Origin of the sequence: Ramlibacter paludis, assembly GCF_022012305.1 — a bacterium.
GTDB lineage: Bacteria > Pseudomonadota > Gammaproteobacteria > Burkholderiales > Burkholderiaceae_C > Ramlibacter > Ramlibacter paludis.
The window spans coordinates 392702-413382 of sequence record NZ_JAKLTM010000001.1 but is presented as its reverse complement, the minus strand read 5'-3'; the positions used below and the strand labels follow the sequence as shown (position 1 = coordinate 413382).

24 protein-coding genes are annotated in these 20681 nt (G+C 70.1%); 21 read left to right on the top strand and 3 right to left on the bottom strand.

From position 1 onward, the window contains the following. The first annotated feature begins 8 nt into the window (after positions 1 to 8). Genes LZ009_RS02155 through LZ009_RS02140 form a run of 4 tightly spaced genes read left to right on the top strand, consistent with a single transcriptional unit; the run spans position 9 to position 4246 of the window. Positions 9 to 389 (top strand): anti-sigma regulatory factor, encoded by a 381-nt coding sequence (locus LZ009_RS02155; protein ID WP_275697100.1) that lies wholly within the window; start codon positions 9 to 11, stop codon positions 387 to 389. Further along, positions 380 to 1396 (top strand): ATP-binding SpoIIE family protein phosphatase, encoded by a 1017-nt coding sequence (locus LZ009_RS02150; protein WP_275696233.1) that lies wholly within the window; start codon positions 380 to 382, stop codon positions 1394 to 1396. The genes LZ009_RS02155 and LZ009_RS02150 overlap by 10 nt, the downstream gene beginning before the upstream one ends. Position 1397: 1 nt before the next feature. Beyond that, a complete protein-coding gene (locus LZ009_RS02145; protein ID WP_275696232.1) occupies positions 1398 to 2252 on the top strand; it encodes a sensor histidine kinase in 855 nt (284 codons plus the stop codon). Next, positions 2249 to 4246 (top strand): hybrid sensor histidine kinase/response regulator, encoded by a 1998-nt coding sequence (locus tag LZ009_RS02140; protein WP_275696231.1) that lies wholly within the window; start codon positions 2249 to 2251, stop codon positions 4244 to 4246. Before LZ009_RS02145 ends, LZ009_RS02140 begins: the two co-directional genes overlap by 4 nt. 205 nt (positions 4247 to 4451) lie before the next feature. Here the strand turns inward: LZ009_RS02140 and LZ009_RS02135 are convergent, their stop codons facing one another. Then, positions 4452 to 5162, bottom strand: coding sequence for a GntR family transcriptional regulator (locus LZ009_RS02135; RefSeq protein WP_275696230.1), 711 nt, complete (start codon positions 5160 to 5162; stop codon positions 4452 to 4454). A 107-nt stretch (positions 5163 to 5269) separates the two neighbouring features. On the opposite strand from LZ009_RS02135, the gene LZ009_RS02130 reads away from it, so the two are divergent. After that, complete coding sequence (locus tag LZ009_RS02130) at positions 5270 to 6241, top strand: Bug family tripartite tricarboxylate transporter substrate binding protein (RefSeq protein WP_275696229.1); 972 nt, start codon at positions 5270 to 5272, stop codon at positions 6239 to 6241. 13 nt (positions 6242 to 6254) lie between these two features. Continuing rightward, positions 6255 to 7526, top strand: coding sequence for a glucarate dehydratase family protein (locus LZ009_RS02125; protein WP_275696228.1), 1272 nt, complete (start codon positions 6255 to 6257; stop codon positions 7524 to 7526). 9 nt (positions 7527 to 7535) lie between these two features. On the opposite strand, the gene LZ009_RS02120 is transcribed toward LZ009_RS02125, so the two are convergent. After that, complete coding sequence (locus LZ009_RS02120; RefSeq protein ID WP_275696227.1) at positions 7536 to 7724, bottom strand: DUF3606 domain-containing protein; 189 nt, start codon at positions 7722 to 7724, stop codon at positions 7536 to 7538. A gap of 97 nt (positions 7725 to 7821) precedes the next feature. On the opposite strand from LZ009_RS02120, the gene LZ009_RS02115 reads away from it, so the two are divergent. The 6 genes from LZ009_RS02115 (at position 7822) to lhpI (ending at position 11901) form a co-directional block, all read left to right on the top strand. Next, entirely contained in the window at positions 7822 to 8265 is a 444-nt protein-coding gene (locus LZ009_RS02115; protein ID WP_275696226.1) for an FKBP-type peptidyl-prolyl cis-trans isomerase, read from the top strand. Between the two features lie 71 nt (positions 8266 to 8336). After that, positions 8337 to 8966 carry a glutathione S-transferase family protein gene (locus tag LZ009_RS02110; protein ID WP_275696225.1) on the top strand — a complete coding sequence of 210 codons (630 nt, stop codon included), beginning with the start codon at positions 8337 to 8339 and terminating at the stop codon, positions 8964 to 8966. 2 nt (positions 8967 to 8968) lie between these two features. Then, a complete protein-coding gene (locus tag LZ009_RS02105; protein WP_275696224.1) occupies positions 8969 to 9742 on the top strand; it encodes an SDR family NAD(P)-dependent oxidoreductase in 774 nt (257 codons plus the stop codon). Further along, a complete protein-coding gene (locus LZ009_RS02100; RefSeq protein WP_275696223.1) occupies positions 9739 to 10371 on the top strand; it encodes a phosphatase PAP2 family protein in 633 nt (210 codons plus the stop codon). Before LZ009_RS02105 ends, LZ009_RS02100 begins: the two co-directional genes overlap by 4 nt. A gap of 13 nt (positions 10372 to 10384) precedes the next feature. Continuing rightward, complete coding sequence (locus tag LZ009_RS02095; RefSeq protein WP_275696222.1) at positions 10385 to 10987, top strand: MarC family protein; 603 nt, start codon at positions 10385 to 10387, stop codon at positions 10985 to 10987. A gap of 2 nt (positions 10988 to 10989) precedes the next feature. Beyond that, on the top strand, positions 10990 to 11901 hold the full coding sequence (gene lhpI, locus LZ009_RS02090; RefSeq protein WP_275696221.1) for a bifunctional Delta(1)-pyrroline-2-carboxylate/Delta(1)-piperideine-2-carboxylate reductase: 912 nt from the start codon (positions 10990 to 10992) through the stop codon (positions 11899 to 11901). On the opposite strand, the gene LZ009_RS02085 is transcribed toward lhpI, so the two are convergent. Further along, the gene (locus LZ009_RS02085) at positions 11880 to 12425 is read right to left on the bottom strand and encodes a GAF domain-containing protein (protein WP_275696220.1); all 546 of its coding nucleotides are present in this window, start codon (positions 12423 to 12425) and stop codon (positions 11880 to 11882) included. The two genes, lhpI and LZ009_RS02085, sit on opposite strands and share 22 nt — an antisense overlap. A 46-nt stretch (positions 12426 to 12471) precedes the next feature. Between LZ009_RS02085 and LZ009_RS02080 the strand changes: the two genes are divergently transcribed. The 9 genes from LZ009_RS02080 to LZ009_RS02040 all read left to right on the top strand — a co-directional run bounded on the left by LZ009_RS02080 (position 12472) and on the right by LZ009_RS02040 (position 20569). Further along, complete coding sequence (locus tag LZ009_RS02080; RefSeq protein ID WP_275696219.1) at positions 12472 to 12741, top strand: DUF2164 domain-containing protein; 270 nt, start codon at positions 12472 to 12474, stop codon at positions 12739 to 12741. Between the two features lie 187 nt (positions 12742 to 12928). Continuing rightward, positions 12929 to 13771, top strand: a complete 843-nt coding sequence (gene thiD, locus LZ009_RS02075; RefSeq protein WP_275696218.1) for a bifunctional hydroxymethylpyrimidine kinase/phosphomethylpyrimidine kinase — start codon at positions 12929 to 12931, stop codon at positions 13769 to 13771. Continuing rightward, positions 13768 to 14853: a LuxE/PaaK family acyltransferase gene (locus LZ009_RS02070; RefSeq protein ID WP_275696217.1), complete on the top strand. Its 1086-nt coding sequence runs from the start codon at positions 13768 to 13770 to the stop codon at positions 14851 to 14853. The genes thiD and LZ009_RS02070 overlap by 4 nt, the downstream gene beginning before the upstream one ends. After that, positions 14850 to 16298: an acyl-CoA reductase gene (locus LZ009_RS02065; RefSeq protein ID WP_275696216.1), complete on the top strand. Its 1449-nt coding sequence runs from the start codon at positions 14850 to 14852 to the stop codon at positions 16296 to 16298. The genes LZ009_RS02070 and LZ009_RS02065 overlap by 4 nt, the downstream gene beginning before the upstream one ends. 14 nt (positions 16299 to 16312) lie before the next feature. After that, positions 16313 to 17029 carry an ABC transporter ATP-binding protein gene (locus LZ009_RS02060; RefSeq protein WP_275697099.1) on the top strand — a complete coding sequence of 239 codons (717 nt, stop codon included), beginning with the start codon at positions 16313 to 16315 and terminating at the stop codon, positions 17027 to 17029. Continuing rightward, entirely contained in the window at positions 17026 to 17787 is a 762-nt protein-coding gene (locus tag LZ009_RS02055) for an ABC transporter permease (protein WP_275696215.1), read from the top strand. The genes LZ009_RS02060 and LZ009_RS02055 overlap by 4 nt, the downstream gene beginning before the upstream one ends. Positions 17788 to 17791: 4 nt before the next feature. Beyond that, positions 17792 to 18799 (top strand): ABC transporter substrate-binding protein, encoded by a 1008-nt coding sequence (locus tag LZ009_RS02050; RefSeq protein ID WP_275696214.1) that lies wholly within the window; start codon positions 17792 to 17794, stop codon positions 18797 to 18799. A gap of 1 nt (position 18800) precedes the next feature. Further along, on the top strand, positions 18801 to 19568 hold the full coding sequence (locus tag LZ009_RS02045) for an SDR family oxidoreductase (protein WP_275696213.1): 768 nt from the start codon (positions 18801 to 18803) through the stop codon (positions 19566 to 19568). After that, positions 19565 to 20569 carry a thiamine phosphate synthase gene (locus LZ009_RS02040; protein ID WP_275696212.1) on the top strand — a complete coding sequence of 335 codons (1005 nt, stop codon included), beginning with the start codon at positions 19565 to 19567 and terminating at the stop codon, positions 20567 to 20569. Before LZ009_RS02045 ends, LZ009_RS02040 begins: the two co-directional genes overlap by 4 nt. The last annotated feature ends 112 nt before the right edge of the window (positions 20570 to 20681 follow it).

The following is a 20681-nucleotide window of genomic DNA, read 5'->3' as shown; positions in this document are numbered from 1 at the left end:
AGGGATCGATGCCGCTGCGCAGCGAGGAAGACATCGTCGCCAGCCGCCAGAAGGTGCGCGTCCTCACCCAGCAGCTCAAGTTCTCGCTGGTCGACCAGACCAAGATGATCACGGCGGCCAGCGAGCTGTCGCGCAACACCGTGATCCACGGCAAGGGCGGCGACATGCACTGGGCACTGCTGGACGACGGCCTGCGCCGCGGCCTGCGGCTGCTGTTCGAGGACCAGGGGCCCGGCATCGCCGACATGAAGCTCGCCCTCACCGACGGCTGGACATCCGGCGGCGGCATGGGCCTGGGCCTGCCGGGCAGCAAGCGCCTGGTGCATGAATTCGACGTCCAGTCGACGCCCGGCGCCGGCACCCGCGTGAGCATCGTGCGGTGGAAGTGATCACCGGGACCCTGCACACCGTCTTCCCGATGGGAGACACCAGCCGCGTGGGCGAAGCGCGCCGGCACGCGGCCGAACTCGCGCGCGACTGCGGTCTCGACGAGGTGCAGGCCGGCCGGCTGGCGCTGGTGGTCACCGAACTCGCAACCAACCTGGTCCGCCACGCCGACAAGGGCCGCCTGCTGCTGTCGGCGCGCACCGAGCGCGGCGAGGTGGAGGTGATTTCCATCGACGAAGGCCCGGGCATCCGCGACGTGGAGCGCTCGCTCGGCGACGGCTTTTCCACCGGCAGCACGCCGGGCACCGGCCTCGGCGCGGTGCGGCGGCTGGCCGGGGACTTCGACCTGTATTCGTCGGTGCCCCAGGGGACGGTCGTGGTCGCGCGCGTGCGCGCGGAGCGGCCCACGCCGCCGGCGGCGGAAAGCGCCATCGTGGTCGGTGCCATTTCGCTCGCGGCTCCGGGCGAGACCGTCTGCGGCGACGGCTGGGGCTTCGCATTGCACGGCAACAAGGCGACGGTGATGGTCGTCGACGGACTGGGCCATGGCCCCGAAGCGGCCGAGGCCGCCGAGGCCGCGCTGAAGATGTTTCGCGAAGAGCCGCTGGCGGCACCCACCGAGCTGCTGCAGGACGTGCACCGGCGCCTGCGCGCGACGCGGGGCGCTGCCATCGCAATGATGCAGGTCGATGCCAGCGCGGATACGGTGCGGACGTCGGGCGCGGGCAACGTGGTGGGCCGGCTCGTTTCCGGCATCAGCGACCGCACGCTGCTCACGCAGCACGGCACTGCCGGGGTCACGATCCGCACGCCGGAAGAGACCAGCACGGCCTGGCCCGCGCATGCGCTGCTGGTCGTGTGCAGCGACGGCATCGCCACCCGTTGGCAAGCGGATCTGCTCGGGCCCGTGCTGGGACGCGATCCCGCACTTGCCGCCGCCCTGCTGGTGCGCGACCATTGCCGGGGCCGTGACGACGCAACCGTCGCCGTGTTGCGGCGGAGGCACTGACATGAGCGACACCGATTCCCTGGCGGCGAAGCTGGCCCACGCGCAGCAGGAAGCGCAGGAGCTGCGCGCCGAGCTGGAAGAGACCAACCGCGGCGTGCTGGCGCTCTACGCCGAACTCGACTCGCAGGCCGACCAGCTGCGGCTGGCCACCGAGCTCAAGAGCCGGTTCCTGGCCTACATGAGCCACGAATTCCGCACGCCGATCAACTCGATCCGCAGCATCGCGCGCCTGCTGATCGACCGCGTCGACGGCCCCTTGACCGAGGAACAGGCCAAGCAGGTCGAGTTCATCCAGCAGAACGCGACCGAATTCGCCGAGATGGTCGATGACCTGCTGGACCTGGCCAAGGTGGAGGCGGGCCGCGTGGAGATCTCCCCGGCCTGGTTCGAGATGGTCGACCTGTTCTCGGCGTTGCGCGGCATGTTCAAGCCGGTGCTGACCAATCCCGCGGTGAACCTGGTGTTCGAGGAGCCGCAGGACATCCCCAAGCTCTTCACCGACGACCGCAAGCTGTCCCAGATCCTGCGCAACTTCATCTCGAACGCGCTGAAGTTCACCGCCAAGGGCGAGGTGCGGGTCGCGGCGCGCTTGGAAGGCCCGGGCCACATCACTTTCTCCGTCGCGGACACGGGCATCGGCATCGCGCCCGAGTACCACGGCGCCATCTTCCAGGACTTCGCGCAGGTGAAATCGCCGCTGCAGAAGCGCCTGCGCGGCACCGGCCTGGGCCTGTCGCTGAGCAAGAAGCTCGCGGAGTTGCTGGGCGGCACGGTGGGCCTGTCCAGCGAGCCGGGCAAGGGCTCGGTGTTTTCCGTCACGATCCCGCTCCAGCTGGAGGGCGCCGGGGCGCCATGATCGAAGCGGACGTCATCAACACCACCATCGACCGCTCGCGGCACACCGTGCTGGTGGTCGACGACAACCCGGCCACGCGCTATTCGACCGCGCGCGTGGTGCGTGCCGCCGGCTTCAAGACCGTGGAAGCCGGCTCCGGCGGCGAGGCGCTCGAACTCGTCGGCGAGGGCGTGTCGGCCGTGGTGCTCGACGTGCATTTGCCCGACACGGACGGCTTCGAGGTTTGCCGCGTGATCCGGTCCCGTCCGGCCACGGCCACGCTGCCGGTGGTGCACCTGTCCGCCGCCTTCGTGCGCAACGAGGACCGCGTGACCGGCCTGAACGCCGGCGCCGACGGCTACATGGTGCACCCGGTCGAGCCGGCGGTGCTGGTCGGCACGCTGCAGGCATTGATCCGCGCGCGCACCGCCGAAGACCAGATGCGGCGCAGCGAGAAGCGCTTCCGTGCCATCTACGACCAAGCGCAAAGCGGCATGGCCTTGCTGGATAGCCAGGGCCGCTTTGCCGACGCCAATCCCGCGCTGCTGCAGATGCTGGGGCGCAGCGCCGACGAGATCCTGGGCCGCTCGCTCGGCGAGCTGGCGCCGCCCGCCTGGCTCGCCAGCGTGGAGCGCCACACGGTGGCGCCGGCCGAAGGCGGCGCGCCGTGGCGCGGCGAATTCCCGCTGCTGGCGGCGGACGGCCACGAGGTGCATCTCGAATGGAGCATCTCCGCGCACGTCGAGCCGGGCGTGCGGATCGCGATCGCCATCGACGTGTCCGACCGCCACGAACTGGAGCAGCGGCGCGTCGACGTGCTGGAGCGCGAACAGGCGGCGCGCGTGGTGGCCGAACGCCACAGCCGCACCAAGGACGATTTCATCGCGGTGCTGTCGCACGAACTGCGCACGCCGCTGAATGCCATCGTCGGCTGGGTCCACATCCTCAAGCGGCGCGGCGTGCTGCCCGAGGGCATGCGCGGGATCGAGGCGATCGAGCGCAATGCGAAGACCCAGGCGCGCATCATCTCGGACATCCTCGACGTCTCGCGCATCAACTCGGGCAAGCTGCGGCTCGAGCGCGAGTGGGCCGATCCGGCGGAACTCGTGGCCAGCTCGATCGATTCGCTGAGCATCAGCATCGACGAGCGCAAGCTGCAGGTGGAGACCGACGTCGCCGGCGCGCACGAGCCCGCTTACATCGACACCGGCCGCTATCAGCAGATCTTCTGGAACCTGATGACGAACGCCATCAAGTTCTCGCCGCAGGGCGGCAAGGTGCAGGTGGCATTGAAGCGCACGGGCGACCGGCTGGTGCTGGACGTGCGCGACTTCGGCCAGGGCATCGAGCCCGACTTCATCCCGCACCTGTTCGACCGCTTCACCCAGAGCGACGCGCCCGGCAACCGCTCGCATGGCGGCCTGGGCCTCGGCCTGTCCATCGTCAAGCACCTCGTCGACTTGCACGGCGGCACGGTGGTGGCGAGCAGCGAAGGCCGCGGCAAGGGCACGCTGATGCGCGTCGAATTGCCGGTGGACGGCAGCGGCGGCGACAGCGTGGGCGGCGAGCTGGAAGGCGACAGCGGCCCCGACAGCGAGGAGCACGAGCCCGAGGCGCTGGAGCGGCTCGACGTGCTGGTGGTGGAGGACGATCCCGAAGCCACCGAGATGATGCGCGTGGTGCTGGGCGACCGCGGCGCGCGCGTGCGCACCGCGTACGACTTCGACAGCGCGCTGGCCGCCTTGCAGCAGGCCTGGCCCGACGTGCTGGTCAGCGACATCGGCCTGCCGGGCCGCGATGGCTACGAACTCGTGCGGCGCGTGCGCGAGCTGGAAGCGGGACGCGGCACACGCCTGCCGGTCATTGCGCTCACGGCGTTCGCCCGCGCCGAGGACCGCACCAAGACCCTGGAGGCCGGCTTCGACCTGCACCTGGGCAAGCCGCTCAAGCCGCATGCGCTGCTCGAAGCGATCGCGCGCTGCCGGCGACCGGCCGGCGGTAACACGAAGACGTGAGCGCCTACCGACGCGTCACGGCGCCTTGTCTTGCTACAAAGCCGTGACACCTTGGTGACATTGCCTATTTCTTGAGCAGCCCGGCAGGGGGCCCGCCGGCCCTTGATTTCGCTGCAGGCACGCTGCTTTTCCCCTAAGCATTGTCCACAGTGGCAGTGGATATCTTGGCGCCGCGGGGCGCCGGGCGTCACTGGACGTCCGCGGCTCAGACCACGTAATCGGGATGCTCGGCGCGGATGCGTTCCACCTGTCCCAGCGTGCCGGAAAGGTGTTCGCGCACGCGCTCGCGCGCCGTGTCCGGCTCGCCCGCGGCAATCGCTTCGACGATGCGCTTGTGGTCGCGGACGACGGCCTTGGCCTTGCCGGCCGCGGGCAGGTGCAGGCGCCGCAGGCGATCGACGTGGCCGCTGCGCCGCCGCACCAGGTCGTACAGGTCCGGCACGCCGGCCGCCACGTACATCAGCCGATGGAACTCGCGGTCGGCGGCGATGAACCGGTCGTAGTCGTCGCCGCCGGCAAGAGCCGCCTGCACGTCGACCTGCGCGCGCAGTTGCGCCACCAGCAGCTCCGTCGGTTGCGCCGCCAGCGTGCCGGCCACCTCCAGCTCGATGGCCTGGCGCAGGAAGTGCGCCTGCAGGGCGGAGGCGACGTCGATGCGGCTCACCACCGTGGCGTGCTGCGGAAAGATGTCGACGAGGCCTTCCTCGCTCAGCTTGATCAGCGCGTCGCGCACCGGCGTCTGGCTCACGCCGAACATGGCCGCGAGGTCCGCGCGCGCCAGCACGGCGCCCGGCGCGAGTTCGAGCGCAATGATCATCTCGCGCAGCCGGTCGAACACCTGCGGCGCGGCCTGCCGCGTGCGGTCCAGCCGTTTCGGCTTGCGGGCGTGGGCGGCGGCGAGGGCGGAAGCGGGCATGGACCGGATTCTAAGCCGGGCCGGCTTGCATTGACGCACTAATATATTTGTGTTTCACTTGCGGTCCGCGACCGATTCCAACGCCAGATCCCGAGGAGACATCCCCCATGAAGCGCCGCCACGTCCTGTCCTGCATTGCCGCCTCCCTGGCCGCGCCGTCCTTTGCCCAGAGCGAATGGCCGGCGGCCAAGGCGATCACCTATGTGGTTCCCTTCACGCCGGGCGGCTCCACCGACGTCATCGGCCGCACCGTCGCCGAGAAGCTGCAGGCCGCGCTCAAGCAGTCGGTGATCATCGACAACAAGCCGGGCACCGGGGGCGGCATCGGCGCCACCTACGTGGCCAAGGCGCCTGCCGATGGCTATACGCTGCTGGGCGGCACGATCAGCACGCACGCGATCAACGCGAGCCTGTACAAGAATCTCTCGTACGACCCGGTCAAGGACTTCGAGCCGGTGGCCCTGGTGGCCTTCCTGCCCAACGTGCTGCTGGTCGACCCGAATGCCGGCGTCAACAGCGTGCAGGACCTCGTTGCGCTGCTGAAGAAGGACCCCAACCGGCGCACCTTCGCCTCCTCCGGCAACGGCACCTCCACGCACCTGGCCGGCGAAATGTTCGCCGACATGATCGGCGTGCCGCTCACGCACGTGCCGTACAAGGGCACGCCGCCCGCCATGATCGACGTGTCGGCCGGCCAGGTCACCTTCATGTTCGACCAGATGACGGCGGCGCTGCCGCTGCTGTCGGCCGGCAAGCTGAAGCTGCTGGCCGTGACCACCGGCAAGCGCATCGCGCTGGCGCCCAACACGCCGACCATGATCGAAGCCGGCATTCCGGGCTTCGAGATGTCGTCCTGGCAGGCGATCTATGCGCCCAAGGGCACGCCCAGGCCGGTGGTGCAGCGCCTGGCGCTGGAGATCCAGAAGGCGCTGAAGCTGCCCGACGTGCAGGACAAGCTGGGCAAGCAGATGGGCATGGAGATCGTTGCCGGCGGGCCGGAGGAACTGGCCGCGCTGATGCAGAAGGAGATCCCGCGCTGGGCGGCCCTGGTGAAGAAGTCGGGCGCCAGCGCCAACTGAGGAAGCAGCCACGATGAACCGCGACGTCCGCATCACCCAGGTCCGCATCACGCCCGTTGCCTTCCGCGACGGGCCGCTGCTCAATGCCGCGGGCATCCACGAGCCGTGGGCGCTGCGGGCGATCCTGGAAGTCGAGACCTCGGATGGCCGCGTCGGCATCAACGAGACCTATGGCGACGCCTCCATGCTGTCGCTGCTGGAGGATTGCAAGCCGCACATCCTGGGCCTGTCGCCGTTCGCGTTGAACCGGATGGAGGACCGCCTGCGTGCCTCGATCCGGCGCGAGCAGGCGCCGGCCTATACGCTCGCGCCGGGCTCCGATCCGTCGCGCAACACCGCCAAGGCGATCAGCGCCTACGAAGTCGCGATGCTCGACCTGCAAGGCCAGATCGTCGGCGCACCCGTCGTCGACCTGCTGGGCGGCCCGGTACGCTCCAGCGTCGCCTACAGCGCCTACCTGTTCTTCAAGTACGCGGAACACCACGGCCAGCCCTACGAGCCCGACGCCTGGGGCGAAGGCATCAGCCCGCAGCAGATCGTGGCGCAGGCCAGGCGGATGATTTCGCAGTACGGCTTCCAGAGCATCAAGCTCAAGGGCGGCGTGTTCGAGCCGAAACACGAGATCGCCTGCATGCGCGCGCTGCACGAGGCTTTCCCGGGCATGCCGCTGCGGCTGGACCCCAATGCCAACTGGTCGCTCGCCACCAGCATCGCCGCGGCGCCCGAGCTCGACGCGATCCTGGAGTACTACGAAGACCCGTGCCCCGGGCTGGACGGCATGGCCGAACTGGCGAAGCACACGCGCCTGCCGCTCGCGACCAACATGGTCGTGACCAGCATGGAGGAGTTCAAGCGCAACGTGCAGACGCAGTCGGTCAAGGTGGTGCTGTCCGACCACCATTACTGGGGCGGACTGCGCGCCACCCAGCAGCTTGCGCACATGTGCCGGTTGTGGGACCTGGGGCTCTCGATGCACTCGAACTCGCACCTGGGCATCAGCCTGATGGCCATGACGCACGTGGCGGCGGCCGTGCCCAACCTCAGCTATGCCTGCGACACGCACTATCCGTGGCAGGACGAGGACATCGTGGTGGGAGGCCGCATTCCCTTCGTGGAAGGCAGCGTGCGCGTGCCGTCCGCGCCCGGCCTGGGCGTGCAGATCGACCGCGACGCCCTGGCTAAGCTGCACGACCAGTACCTGGCGTGCGGCATCCGCCAGCGCGACGACCGCGCCCAGATGCGCAAGTACGATCCGTCGTTCACGGGCGCGTGCCCGCGCTTCTGACGGCCCGCGTCAGCGGCTGGGCTTGTCCTTCAGGTACTCGCGCACCTTTTCGGCCCGGTCGCCCACCGCCTGCACGGCTTCCTTCAGCCGCTCGGGCGTGGTGTTGAGCGACTTGCACCAGTCGCGCAGCTCGTAGTCCTGGTTCACGTTGATGCGCTGGCGGTCCTGGCCGCCCGAGTTGCTCTTGTCGTCTGACATGGTCGTGGCTCCTTTCGCCCCATCTTGGGCGCGCGCACGAGCCCCGACACGTAGGAAGCTGCACCATCCGCCTGTCAGCCGCGGCAATAATGGCGGCATGCAGATCCTTCGCCTCACCTTGCTGGCTCCGCTGTTCGCCCTGGCGGCCGGCTGCGGCAACAACGCCACCAACCCCGCGCTGGCCACGGCCACGGGCAGCGCCAAGACCACGACCGCGAGCGGCATCGTTTTCGAATCGATGGTGACCGGCAGCGGGCCCGCGCCCAAGGCCACCGACAAGGTGCGGGTGCACTACCGCGGAACCTTCCTCGACGGCCGCGAGTTTGACAGCTCGTACAAGCGCGGCGAGCCGACCGAGTTCCAGCTCAATCGCGTGATCAAGTGCTGGACCGAAGCCGTGCAGCTGATGCGCCCGGGCGGCAAGGCGCGCATCATGTGCCCGGCCGCCGTCGCCTACGGCGAGCGTGGCGCGGGCGGCGGCGTGATTCCGCCGAACACGCCGCTGAACTTCGAGATCGAGCTGCTGGCCATCGTCCCCTGACGGGGGAATCGCACGCTGGCGGGCCCGCGGCGCCGGAGCAATAATGCTGCGGTCTTGTCCTGGAGGTCCGCATGCTCACGCTCTATTACGCGCCCGGCACCTGTGCCCTTGCCACGCACCTGGCGCTCGAATATTCCGGCGCCGACTACGAGGCGAAGCGCATCGACTTCAAGGCCGAGCAGCAGCGCCAGCCTGAATTCCTCAAGATCAATCCCAAGGGCCGGGTGCCGGCGCTGGTCACCGACCGCGGCGTGCTGACCGAGAACACGGCCTTGCTGCAGTACATCGCGCAGAGCTTCCCGGCCGCGCAGCTCGCGCCGCTGGACGATCCCTTCCTCATGGCCAAGGTCAACGAGTTCAACGGCTACCTGGCCTCCACCGTCCACGTGGCGCATGCCCACAAGGGGCGCGGCTACCGCTGGGTCGATGCGGCCGACACCGCATCGCAGGACGCGATGAAGAAGAAGGTGACGCAGAACATGGCCGACTGCTTCACGCTCATCGAGGAGAAATACCTCAAGGGCCCCTGGGTGCTGGGCGAGCGCTTCAGCACCGCCGACCTCTACCTCTACACCCTGGCCGGCTGGCTGGAAGGCGACGGCGTCGACGTCAAGCGCTTCCCCAAGGTGGCGGACCACATGCAGCGCATGGACGCGCAGCCGCAGGTGCGCAAGGTCCTCGCGGCGCAGAAGGCGGCCTGACCATGTACGCCCCCTTCGATCTCAGCGGCCGCGGCGTGGTGGTGACCGGCGGCAATGGCGGCATCGGCCTGGGCATGGCGCGCGCCCTGCTGGCGGCCGGTGCGGAAGTGGCCATCTGGGGCAGCAACGCCGAGAAGACCGCCCGGGCCCGCGCCGAGTTGGCCGAAGGCTGCGGCGATTCGCTGCGCGTGCATGGCTTCACCTGCGACGTCAGCGACGAGGCGCAGGTGGAGAAGGCCTTCCACGCCTCGGTGGCCGCGCTCGGCACGGTCTCCGCCTGCTTTGCCAACGCGGGCATCAGCGGCAGCAACACGCCGCTGCTGGAAATGGACCTCGAGCAGTTCCGCCGCGTGCAGCGCGTCAACGTCGAAGGCGTGTTCCTCACCTTGCGCACCGCGGCGCGCCACATGGCCCGCGGCAACGGCGGCTCCCTGGTCGTGACGGCCAGCACGGCGGCGGTGGAAGGCGCGGCGCGCAACTGCGAGTACGGCGCCTCCAAGGGCGCGGTGACCTCGATGGTGCGGGCGCTGGCCGTGGAGCTCGCGCGCCACAAGATCCGCGTCAACTCCATCCTGCCCGGCTGGATCGAGACCGACATGACGGACAAGGCGATCCACAACGACAAGTTCGCGTCCTCGGTGCTGCCGCGCATTCCGGCGCGCCGCTGGGGCGACCTGGCCGACTTCGGCGGCATCGCCGTCTTCCTGGCCAGCGATGCCTCCGCCTACACCACCGGCGCCGACTTCCTGATCGACGGCGGCTACACCAAGTTTTGAAGCAGCGGCTTTCGACGCTCGCCGTCGCGCTGGCGCTGTTCGCGCTGCTCGCCTACGGCGTCGTCTCGCAAGGGCCGCTCACGCGGATCGACCAGGACATCGTGCTGTTCATGGTGGCGCACCGCGCCGCCTGGCTGACCACCGTGGCGAAGGCCGTCAGTGCGGTACACCAGACCGTCGTGGTGTTGTGCGCCACCGCGCTGGTGGCCGCGTTGCTGGCCTGGCGCCGCCATGCCTGGTGGGCGCTGGTGCTGTTCGCGGTGCCGACCGGCATGCTGGCCAACAACGGCATCAAGCACCTGGTGGGCCGCGCGCGGCCCGTGCTCGACGATCCCCTGGTGCGCCTGAATACCCTGAGCTTTCCCAGCGGGCATGCCATCGCCGGCACGCTCTTCTACGGCGCGCTTTGCCTCGTCGTGCTGGCGCACGTGGAAGACAGGACGTGGCGCATGGCTGCCGTCGCCGCGGCGCTGGCGATGATCGCGCTGGTCGCGGCCAGCCGGGTCTACCTGGCCGTGCACTACCTGTCCGACGTGCTGGCCGGCATCGCCTTCGGCGTGGCCTGGCTGGCGCTGGCGCTCGAATTGCTGGCACGCTGGCAACGGCGCCAGGCCCCGGCCGTCTGCTAGGCTCCGGGTCCTCATGGACCACAGCTTCCTCTCCGCCTTTGTCCTGCTCCTGCTGGTGCTGGATCCTTTCGGCGCGCTGCCGGTGTTCATCTCGGTGATGGGCGAGGTGCCGCCGCAGCGGCGCGTGCACGTCGCGCTGCGGGAAAGCGCGATCGCCTTCTGCATCCTGCTGGCCTTCATGCTGGCGGGCCACGCCTTCCTGGCGCTGATGCACCTGTCGGAACGCTCGCTCGAAGTGGCCGGCGGCGTGATCCTGCTGGTGATCGCGATGCGCATGATCTTCAGCGACGGCGATGCCACCGGCGTGTCCAACGCGGGCCTGCGCGAGCCGCTGATCTTCCCGCTGGCCGTTCCGCTGCTGGCCGGCCCGTCCGCGATGGCCACGGTGCTGCTGCTGGCCTCGCGCCAGCCCGATCGCACCATCACCTGGGTCGGCGCGCTGGCGCTGGCCATGGCGATCTGCGGCGGCGTGCTGCTCTCGGCCGACCGCCTGCGGCAATGGCTGGGCGTCTCCGTCGTCGTGGCGATCGAGAAGCTGATGGGCCTGCTGCTCACGGCCGTCGCCATGGAAATGATGCTGGCCGGCCTGAAGCGCTACTTCTTCGACAAGCCCTGACCGTGCGCATCTTCGACGCCGAAGCCACCGCCGCCGCGTTGCCTTTCGCGCGGCTGGTGCCGGCCTTGAAGCGCATGTTCGCGCAGGGTTGCACGGTGCCGCCGCGGCACGTGCATGAAGTGCCGGGCGGCTTCACCTCGCTGCTCATGCCGGCCTGGGTGGAAGGCCGCTACTACGGCATCAAGACCATCAACATCGCGCCGGGCAATGCGGCGCGCGGGCTGCCCGGGCTGCATGCGAGCTACACCTTGTACGACGGCGTCACCGGCGTACCGTTGGCGCTGATCGACGGCAACGAGCTCACGGCGCGACGCACCGCGGCCGCCTCCGCGCTGGCCGCGAGCTGGCTGGCGCGCGCGGATGCGCGGCATTTGCTGGTGGTGGGCGCCGGCCGCATCGCACGCCTTCTGCCGGAGGCTTATCGCGCCGTACGGCCCATCGGCCAAGTCACCGTGTGGGCGCGCGATGCCGCCAAGTCGCGGTCCCTCGCGGCAGATTTGCAAGCCGATGCCGCGACCGACCTCCGGACTGCTTGCGTCGCCGCGGACATCGTGAGCTGCGCCACGCTCGCTACCGCGCCGGTCGTGCACGGTGCCTGGCTCGCGCCCGGCAGCCACCTGGACTTGATCGGCAGCTTCACGCCGGCCATGCGCGAAGCCGACGATGCCTGCTTCGCCGGCGCGGCCATCTATCTCGATACCGAAGAAGCGCTGAAGAAGAGCGGCGAGCTGCTGGGGCCGATGGCACGCGGCGTCTTTGCCGCGCAGGACGTGCGGGGCACGCTGGAGGCGCTGGCCCGCGGTCTGGCGACGGGACGTACGTCGGCGCGGCAGCGCTCCGTGTTCAAGTCCGTGGGAACCGCGCTGGAGGATCTCGCCGCGGCGATCGAGGTCTACGAGGCGGACGGCCCGTAGGGTGCGGCGGCCGTGATGGCGTCGGCGGCCAGGCCGGCGAGCATTTCGACGGTCTCGCGCTCCTGCGCCGTGGGCTCGCGCCGCTCTCGGAAGTAGGTGCCGAAGGTGCCCAGCACCTTGCCGTTCCCCGCCTTGATCGGCTGGCTCCAGGCGCCGGCGAAGCCCAGCGCCAGGGGGAGGTGGCGCAGCTCGGCCCAGCGCGCGTCGGCGGTGAAGTCGGGCGTCAGCACCACTTCGCCAGTGGCGGCCGCGGCAGCGCAGGTGCCGAGGTTGGGATGCGGCTTCAGGCGGTCGATGGCGTCCAGGTAGTCGGCCGGCAGGTTGGGAGAAGCGCCGTTGCGCAGCAGCCCTTCGCGGTCCAGCAGCAGGATGGAAGCCACCACGCGTCCCTGGGCCAGCGCTTCCACGGTGGACGCCAGGTGCGCGAGCACGTTGCGCAGCGGCGCGCCGTCGGCAACCATGCGCAGGCCGCGCTCGCGCGCGGCCTCCAGGTATTGGCGGCGTCCCTCGTCCGTGGATGGCATGCCAACAGTATAAAGAGGCTGCCGCATAGCACAAGACGGAGATGCCATGGCCATAGAACTCGGCAAGGAGGCGCGCAAGGAAGCCGTCGCCTCCATCGAACGCTACTTCCAGGAGAACATGGAGGAGCGCATCGGCAACATCGCCGCCGGCGCGCTGCTGAATTTCTTCCTGGAAGAGATCGGCCCGGTGGTCTTCAACAAGGCCGTCGCGGAGGTGCAGGAGCGCCTGCAGATGCGCCTGTCGGAGATCGACATCGAGGTGCACGAGGACGAATTCCAGTACTGGCGGCGCCAGGAGAAGGGGCGCCGCAAGTAGGGACTGGGGTCCTGTGTCAGAATGGGCGCTGCTCCGGGGTGTACGCCCAGCTTTGGCTGGCGTGCTGAGACCAGACCCGTGAACTTGAACCGGTTCATACCGGCGGAAGAAGAGCTGTCACCCTGACCCATCGCGGTCGCGGGGGCGTTCGCCTTCGGAGCAGAGTTTCGCTCGCGAAGGAGCCTCCTTGAACACCACTGCCAATTCGCGCTATCCCCGCGTCCTGACCATCGCCGGATCGGACAGCGGCGGCGGCGCCGGCATCCAGGCCGACCTGAAGACGTTTGCCGCGCTCGGCTGCTTCGGCATGAGCGCCATCACCGCGCTCACGGCGCAGAACACGCTGGGCGTGCGCTCCATCCATGCGGTGCCGGCGCAGATCCTGGCCGACCAGGTCGACGCGGTGGCCGAGGACATCGGCATCGATGCCGTGAAGATCGGCATGCTGCATTCCGCCGAGACCGTGCGCACGGTCGCGGCAGCGCTGCGCCGCCACGCGCTGCGCACCGTGGTGCTCGACCCCGTGATGATCGCGACCAGCGGCGCCGTGCTGATCGACCAGGAAGCCATTGCGGTGCTGGTCTACGAACTGTTCCCCCTGGCCAGCCTGGTGACGCCGAACCTCGACGAAGCGGCGCTGCTGGTGGGCCGGCCGCTCGCCACCGAAGCCGACATGGAGGGTGCCGCGCGCCAGTTGCTGGAGATGGGCGCGACCGCGGTGCTGGTTAAGGGCGGCCACTTGGCCGGCGACACGGTGAGCGACCTGCTGCTGGCGCGCGGCGAGGCGCCGCACTGGATGCGCTCGCCACGCATCGCCACCCCGAACACGCATGGCACCGGCTGCACCTTGTCGAGCGCCATCGCAGCGCAGCTGGCTCTGGGCCTGCCGCTGCGGGAAGCGGTGGAGGCCGCGCGCACCTTCATCCGCGGTGCGCTCGAGGCCGGCGCCGGCGTGCGCACCGGCGCGGGCAGCGGCCCCTTGAACCACGGATACGCGCCGCAGACGATGCGGCGCCTGCCGCTGCCATGAACGGCGAAGCCCAGGCCCTGGTCGATTCCCTGCTGGCCTTCCTGGCGCAGGACGGCTGCACCGACGCCGAGTTCGACGCGCTCGCGCTGCGCCTGTTCGCCTGGCAGCACGCCAACAACGAGGCCTACCGCCGCTTCTGCCAGCGCCGCGGCGCGACGCCGCGCACGGTGAAGAGCTGGCGCGAGATCCCCGCGGTGCCGATCAGCGCCTTCAAGGAGGCCACGCTCAGCTGCCTGCCGGCGCAGGACGCGCAGCGCGTCTTCATGACCAGCGGCACCACGCGCGGCGACGTCAAGGGCCGGCACTACCACCCTACGCTGGCCGTGTACGACGCCTCGATGACGCGCAACTTCGCGCGCCGCTTCATGCAAGGCGCCGACCGGCTGCCGATGGCGATCCTGTTTCCTACCGAGGAGGCCTTGCCGAATTCCTCGCTGGCGCATTACCTGGCGCTGGCGGTGCAGCACTTCGGCGCCGCCGAAAGCGCGACCTTCGTCTCGCCGCAAGGCATGGACGGCAGCGGCCTGCGCGCCTGGCTGCGCGCACGCGTCGCGGCCGGTGCGCCGTGCGCGGTGCTGGGCGCCAGCTACAGCTTCGTGCACCTGATGGACGAACTGGCGCGCGACGGCGAGCGCTTCGCGCTGCCGCCAGGCAGCCGCCTCCTCGACACCGGTGGCTACAAGGGCAACTCGCGCGAGCTCCCGCTGGAAGCCTTCTACGAAGCGCTGGCATCGAACTTCGGAGTGCCGCGCGAGCGCTGCATCAACATGTACGGCATGACGGAACTGAGCACGCAGCTCTATGACGACGGCAACGTGCTCGTGCCTTCGGTCAAGTCGGGGCCGCACTGGATCCGCTCGCGCCTGGTCGATCCGCTCACGGGCCGCGAGGTGCCGGCCGGCGAGCGCGGCGTGCTGGCGCACACCGACCTGGGCAACTTCAATTCCGCCACCAGCATCCTGACCGAGGACGTGGGCGTGGCCGCCGGCGCGGGCTTCCTGCTGCTGGGGCGGGCCGAGGGCGCGCAGGCCAAGGGCTGCTCGCTCGCGGTCGAGGAATTCCTGCAGGCGAACGCGGCATGACGACCGCCTGGCGCGCCGGCTACCTGCCCGGCCTCCGTGCGGAGGACGTGCAGTGGCAGTCCTTGCACTTCGGCGACCTCGTCGTGGAAGTGCCGGTGCTGCGTGCCGAGCAGATGCGCGCCCTGGCGCAACGCGTGAAGCGGGCCGCCGCGCGTGAACTGCAGGCGATGACCGTGTCGCGCATCATCGAGATCGTCGATGACGCCGTCGCGCGCCTGCTGGATCCGCGCGACCCGGTGCGCCAGGAGGCCGAGCGCCTGCTGCCCGCCATGACCGGCTACGACGCCGAGATGGTGCGGCTGGGCCTCAGCGCCTACCTGCAGTCCTTCCGCGCGCCGCAGCTGCATCGCTTCGTCGTCGAAGACTTCGCCAATCCGAAGGTGCTGGACGAGTTCCAGCCGGCGGCCAAGGGCGGCTGGGTGCGCGCCTTCGGCCCGCAACTGCTGGTGCACAGCTGGGCAGGCAACGTGCCCGCGCTGCCCTTGTGGAGCCTGGTGTGCGGCCTCTTGGTGAAGGGCGGCAACATCGGCAAGCTGCCGAGCGCCGAGCCGGTGTTCGCGAGCCTGTTCGCGCGCCTGCTGGCCGAAGTGCATCCGCCGCTGGCCGATTGCCTGGCGGTGGTGTGGTGGAAGGGTGGCGACACCGGCGCGGCTGCGGCGCTGTGGAGCGAAGCCGATACCGTCCTGGCCTATGGCGGCAACGAAGCGATCGCGCAGGTGCGCGCGCAACTGCCGGTGACGACGCGATTCCTCGGCTACGGCCACAAGCTGGGCTTCGGCTTGGTCGCGCGCACCGCGCTCGACACCTTGCGTGGCCCGGCGACGGCGCGCCTCGCCGCGCACGACATCGTCCGCTACGAGCAGCAGGGCTGCTACTCGCCGCACCTGTTCTACGTGGAGCGTGGCGGCGCCGTGGCGCCGCGCGAGTTCGCGCGCTACCTGGCCGCCGAACTCGCGAACCTGCAGCGGCGCTTCCCGCGCCGGGCGCTGGCGCTGGAGGAATCCGCTGCACTGGCGGCTTGGCAGCACGCGGCGGAACTGGCGGGCGAGGGTGCGGAACTGTTCGGCGATGCCGGCAGCGCCTGGAGCGTCACCTATGCGGATCGCGCGACGCCGCTGGCGCCGACGGCCGGCGGACGCAGCATCGTCGTCGCAGCGGTGGACCAGCTCGACGACGCGGTCGCGCAAGTGGCGTCGCAAGCACGCTTCCTGCAGACCGCCGGCATCGCGGCCGAGCCGCGCGAGCTGTTCCGCCTGGCCGCGTCGCTGGGCGCGGCGGGCGTGACGCGCATCGCCGCCCTGGGCGCCATGACTTCCCCCGAAGCCGGCTGGCACCACGACGGCCGCTTCAACCTGCTGGACCTGGTGCGCATGGTGGAGATCGAATCCTCGGCCGAACGCGCGGCCGACCGGCTTGCCCCTTATGCGCAGGAGGACGGCCGGTGACGACGGCGCTGGCGATGCGCCAGGTGAGCTTCACCTTTCCCGGCTGGCCGCCGGTGGTGCAGGGCGCCGACCTCGACGTGCAGGCGGGCGAGTTCCGTTGCCTGGTGGGCCGCAGCGGCTGCGGCAAGACCACGCTGCTGAAGCTGGCGGCCGGCCTGCTGCAGCCCGACGCGGGCAGCATCGTCCGTGACAGCCGCGAGATCGGCTTCGTGTTCCAGTCGCCGACGCTGCTCGAATGGCTGCGCGTGGAGGACAACGTGCTGCTGCCGGTGTCGCTGAAGCGGCGCGTCACGCCGGCGGATGCGGCCCAGGCGCACGCGCTGCTGGAGCAACTGGGCCTGGGTGCGCATGCGCGGCGCTACCCGCGCCAGCTGTCCGGCGGCCAGCAAAGCCGCGTCGCCGTAGCCCGCGCCTTGATCCTGCGGCCTTCGCTGCTGCTGCTGGACGAACCCTTCGCGGCGCTCGATGCGATCACCCGGGAGGAACTGCAGCACGACCTCCTGGAGCTGTGCCGGGCGCAAGGCACCACGGTGGTCTTTGTCACGCACGACATCGCCGAAGCGGTGTATCTCGGCGACCGGATCGGCGTGGTCGATGCCGGCCGCGTGGTCGACGAGATCGCGGTGCCGCTGCCCAAGCCGCGCGCAACGGGCGTGCGCTCCAGCCCCGCCTTCACGCAGGCCTGCGCGCAGGTGCGTGCGGCGATGCACCTGGACACGGTGGACGCATGAAGCCCGCCACGCTGCGCATCGCTTCGCTCGCCTTGCTGGCGCTGCTGCTGCTCGCCTGGGAAATGGCGTGCCGCACGCTCGCCATTTCGCCGCTGGTGCTGCCGACGCCGTCGGCCATCGCGCAATCGCTGGTGCGCGGCCTCGCCAGCGGCTACTTCTGGCCGCACATCCGCGCGACCGCGCTGGAACTGCTGCTCGGCGTGCTGGCCGGCTGCAGCATCGGCTTTGCCGCCGGCGTGGTCATGGCGGAGACCCGGCTGCTGCGCGCGCTGCTGATGCCTTACGTCGTGGCGTCGCAAGTGATTCCCAAGCTGGCGCTGGCGCCGCTCTTCGTGCTGTGGTTCGGCTTCGGCATCACGTCGACCGTGGTGATCACGGCCCTGATCTGCTTCTTCCCGCTGCTGGAAAACACCATGACCGCGCTGGCGCAGGTGCCGCCCGAGCGGCTGGAGCTGTTCCGCATGCTCGGCGCGAGCCGCATGCAGACGCTGTGGCGCCTGAAGCTGCCCGCCGGCGCGCCCGGCATCCTGGCCGGCGTGCGCGTGGCCGTCGTGCTGGCGCTGGTGGGCGCCGTCGTCGGCGAGTTCATCGGCGCCAGCCGCGGACTGGGCGCGCTGGTGATCGCGTCGCAAGGAACCATGGACACGCCGCTGATGTTCGCGGTGCTCCTGCTCATCGCCGCCCTCGGCATGCTGGCCTACCAGGCCACGCTGCTGCTCGAGCGCTGGCTGCTGCTGCCCTTTACCCGAACTTCCTGAGGAGATGACCGTGCAACACCCTTCCAGCGAACGCCGTCGCGCCCTGGCCCTGTTGGCCGCATTCGCCGCGACGCCCACCCTGGCCCTGGCGCAGGCCGCGCGCCTGGACAAGCTCACCGTCGCCGGCTGGAGCAAGCCCATCACCGAGGTGACGCCGCTGCTGGTGGACGAAGACAAGGGCTTCTACCGGCAGCAGGGGCTGGCGCTGGAGTACGTGCCGGGCGCGGGCGGCGGCGACGCCATCCGCAACATCCTGGGCGGCCAGGCCGACGTGGCCTTCACCGACCCCGGGTCCTTCTTCGCCGCGCTCGACAAGGGCGAGAAGCTGCGCGCCATCTACGACATCTATCCGCAGAACGTCTTCAACGTGGTGGCGCTCAAGTCCAGCGGCATCGCCAAGCCCGCGGACCTGAAGGGCAAGAAGATCGGCGTCTACAGCCTGTCGAGCGGCACGCGGCAGAACCTGCAGGTGCTGCTGCAGCAGGCCGGCCTGAGCGAAGCGGACGTCACCGTGGTCGTCACCGGCGTGCTGAACTTCGCACCGCTGCTGCAGGGCCAGGTGGATGCCACGGCCGCCACCGACACCGGCCTGCTGGTGGGCCGCAGGCGCGGCCTGGGCGACGTCAACGTGATCGAGGTCGGCAAGTACCTCAACGTGTCGAGCGACCTGTTCGTGGTGCGCGAGGACGTGTACCAGCAGAAGAAGGCGCTGCTGGCGCGCTTCCTCGCGGCCTATCGCAACGCCGCGGCCTGGATGATCGCGAAGCCCGAGGAGGCGGCGCAGCTGGCGGGCAAGCGCGCCATCGACGGCAGCGATCCGGCGCTGAGCCTGGAGATCATCAAGGTGCGCAATGCGTCCAGCGTGTCGGACCTCACGCGCAAGCAGGGGCTCGGCGCCATCGACGTCAAGACGCTGCAGGCGGCGGCGGACACCTACCGCAAGCTGGGCCTGGTGCAAAAACCCATCGACGTGACGCAGGTGGTGGCGCACGACCTGCTCCCGGGGCTCTGAGATGGACTTCGCCGGCAAGGTGGTGCTGGTCACCGGCGGCGGCCGCGGCATCGGTGCGGCCATCGCGCGCGCCTTCGCTGCCGAGAAAGCGCTGGTGGCCGTCAACTACCTGCGCGATGCCGCGGCGGCCGAACAGGTGGCTGCCGATTGCCGCGCCGCGGGTGGCGATGCGTTCGCCGTGCAGGCCGACGTCACCGTGCCGGAGCAGGTCGCGCGCATGGTGGAGCAGGTGGTGGCCGAGGCCGGCCGCATCGACGTGCTGGTGAACAACGCCTTGCGCCCCTATGCCTTCGATCCGGAACAGCGCAAGACCTTCGAGGCGCTGTCTTTCGACGACTACCGCGCGCAGTTCGAGGGCGCCGTGGGCGCGGCCCATCACGTGAGCAAGGCGGTGCTGCCGCACTTCGCGGCGCGCGCGCAAGGCAGCATCGTCAACATCGTGAGCAACCTGGTGGAACATCCGCTGGTGCCGTACCACGACTACACGACGGCCAAGGCAGCGCTGGTGGGCTTCAGCCGCAACCTCGCCGCCGAACTCGGGCCGCTGGGCGTGCGGGTGAACTGCGTCGCCCCCGGGCTGGTCTATCCCACGAGCGCCAGCGGCACGACGCGGGCGCGCTTTCGCGACGACATCGCGGCCGCCACTCCCTTGCGCCGCATCGCGCGGCCGGAGGACGTGGCCGGGCCGGTGTTGTTCCTCGCTTCCGACTGGAGCGGTTTCATGACGGGCCAGGTGCTGTTCGTCGACGGCGGATTGGTGATGCGATGAATTTCCATGTCGTTCAGGCCGCGGGTGACGCGGCATCGGTGCCGGCGCAGGCGCGCAAGCTGCGCGCGGAGCGCGATGGCGACGTCTGCGTCGCCGGCGTGGTGCAGGCCGACGGCCGCATCATGGACTGGCTGGAGACGGAACACGCGAGCGGCTGGCTGTGGACGCTGGGCCTGGTCGGCAGCGAGGAGACCTTTGCCGCCGCGACCGAGTCGGCCATGGTGCAAGGCTATGTCGCGGCCGATGCGGCCATCCTGGCGCGCTGGAACGGCGCCGGGCCGCTGCCGCTGCTGTCGTGGGGCGAGTTGCCGCCGGCAAGCGCGCGCACGGCCGCCAGGCAAGAGCCATTGGGGCTCTATGCCATCGTCGACAGCGCGGCGCGGATGCGGCAGGTGCTGGCCGCCGGCGTGCGCACCGTGCAGCTGCGCATGAAGGCGCCCGAATCGCAGGCGCAACTGCGCGAGGAGATGCAGCAATGCATCGCCGATTGCGCGGCCGCCGGCGCGGAACTGTTCGTCAACGACCACTGGCAACTCGCGCACGAACTCGGCGCGCGCGGCGTCCACCTGGGGCAATCGGACCTGCTGGCGCTGGGCGACGAGGGCCGGGCGCAGGTACTGGCCACCGGCATGGCGCTGGGCGTGAGCTCGCACGCGCTGTGGGAACTGTGCCGCGCCCGCGCGCTCGCCCCGCGCTACATCGCCTGCGGGCCGGTGTGGCCGACCACCACCAAGGACATGCCCTGGCTGCCGCAAGGCCCGGACAACCTGGCGTGGTGGTGCGCGCATGCCGGTGCGCCGGTGACGGCCATCGGCGGCATCCTCGCAGCGGGCCAGGTGCAGGAAGCAGCGCGCAGCGGTGCGGATGGCGTGTGCATCGTGCGCGGACTGGGTGACGATCCACGCGCTGTGGTGCCCGGCTTGCAGGCTGCGCTGGAGGCGGGCTGGGCGCGGCGCAACGAGCTTCGTGCTCCGCAGTGGCCGCATCCGAGCCTGCCTTGAGGTAGGACACGGCGCACGCAGTGCGGCGCTTGCGGCTTGCGTGTCCGCGACGGCGCGGCCCTCGTAATACGACAGGTGGCCCAACGCCACCTCCAAACCGCCGGAGCCGAGG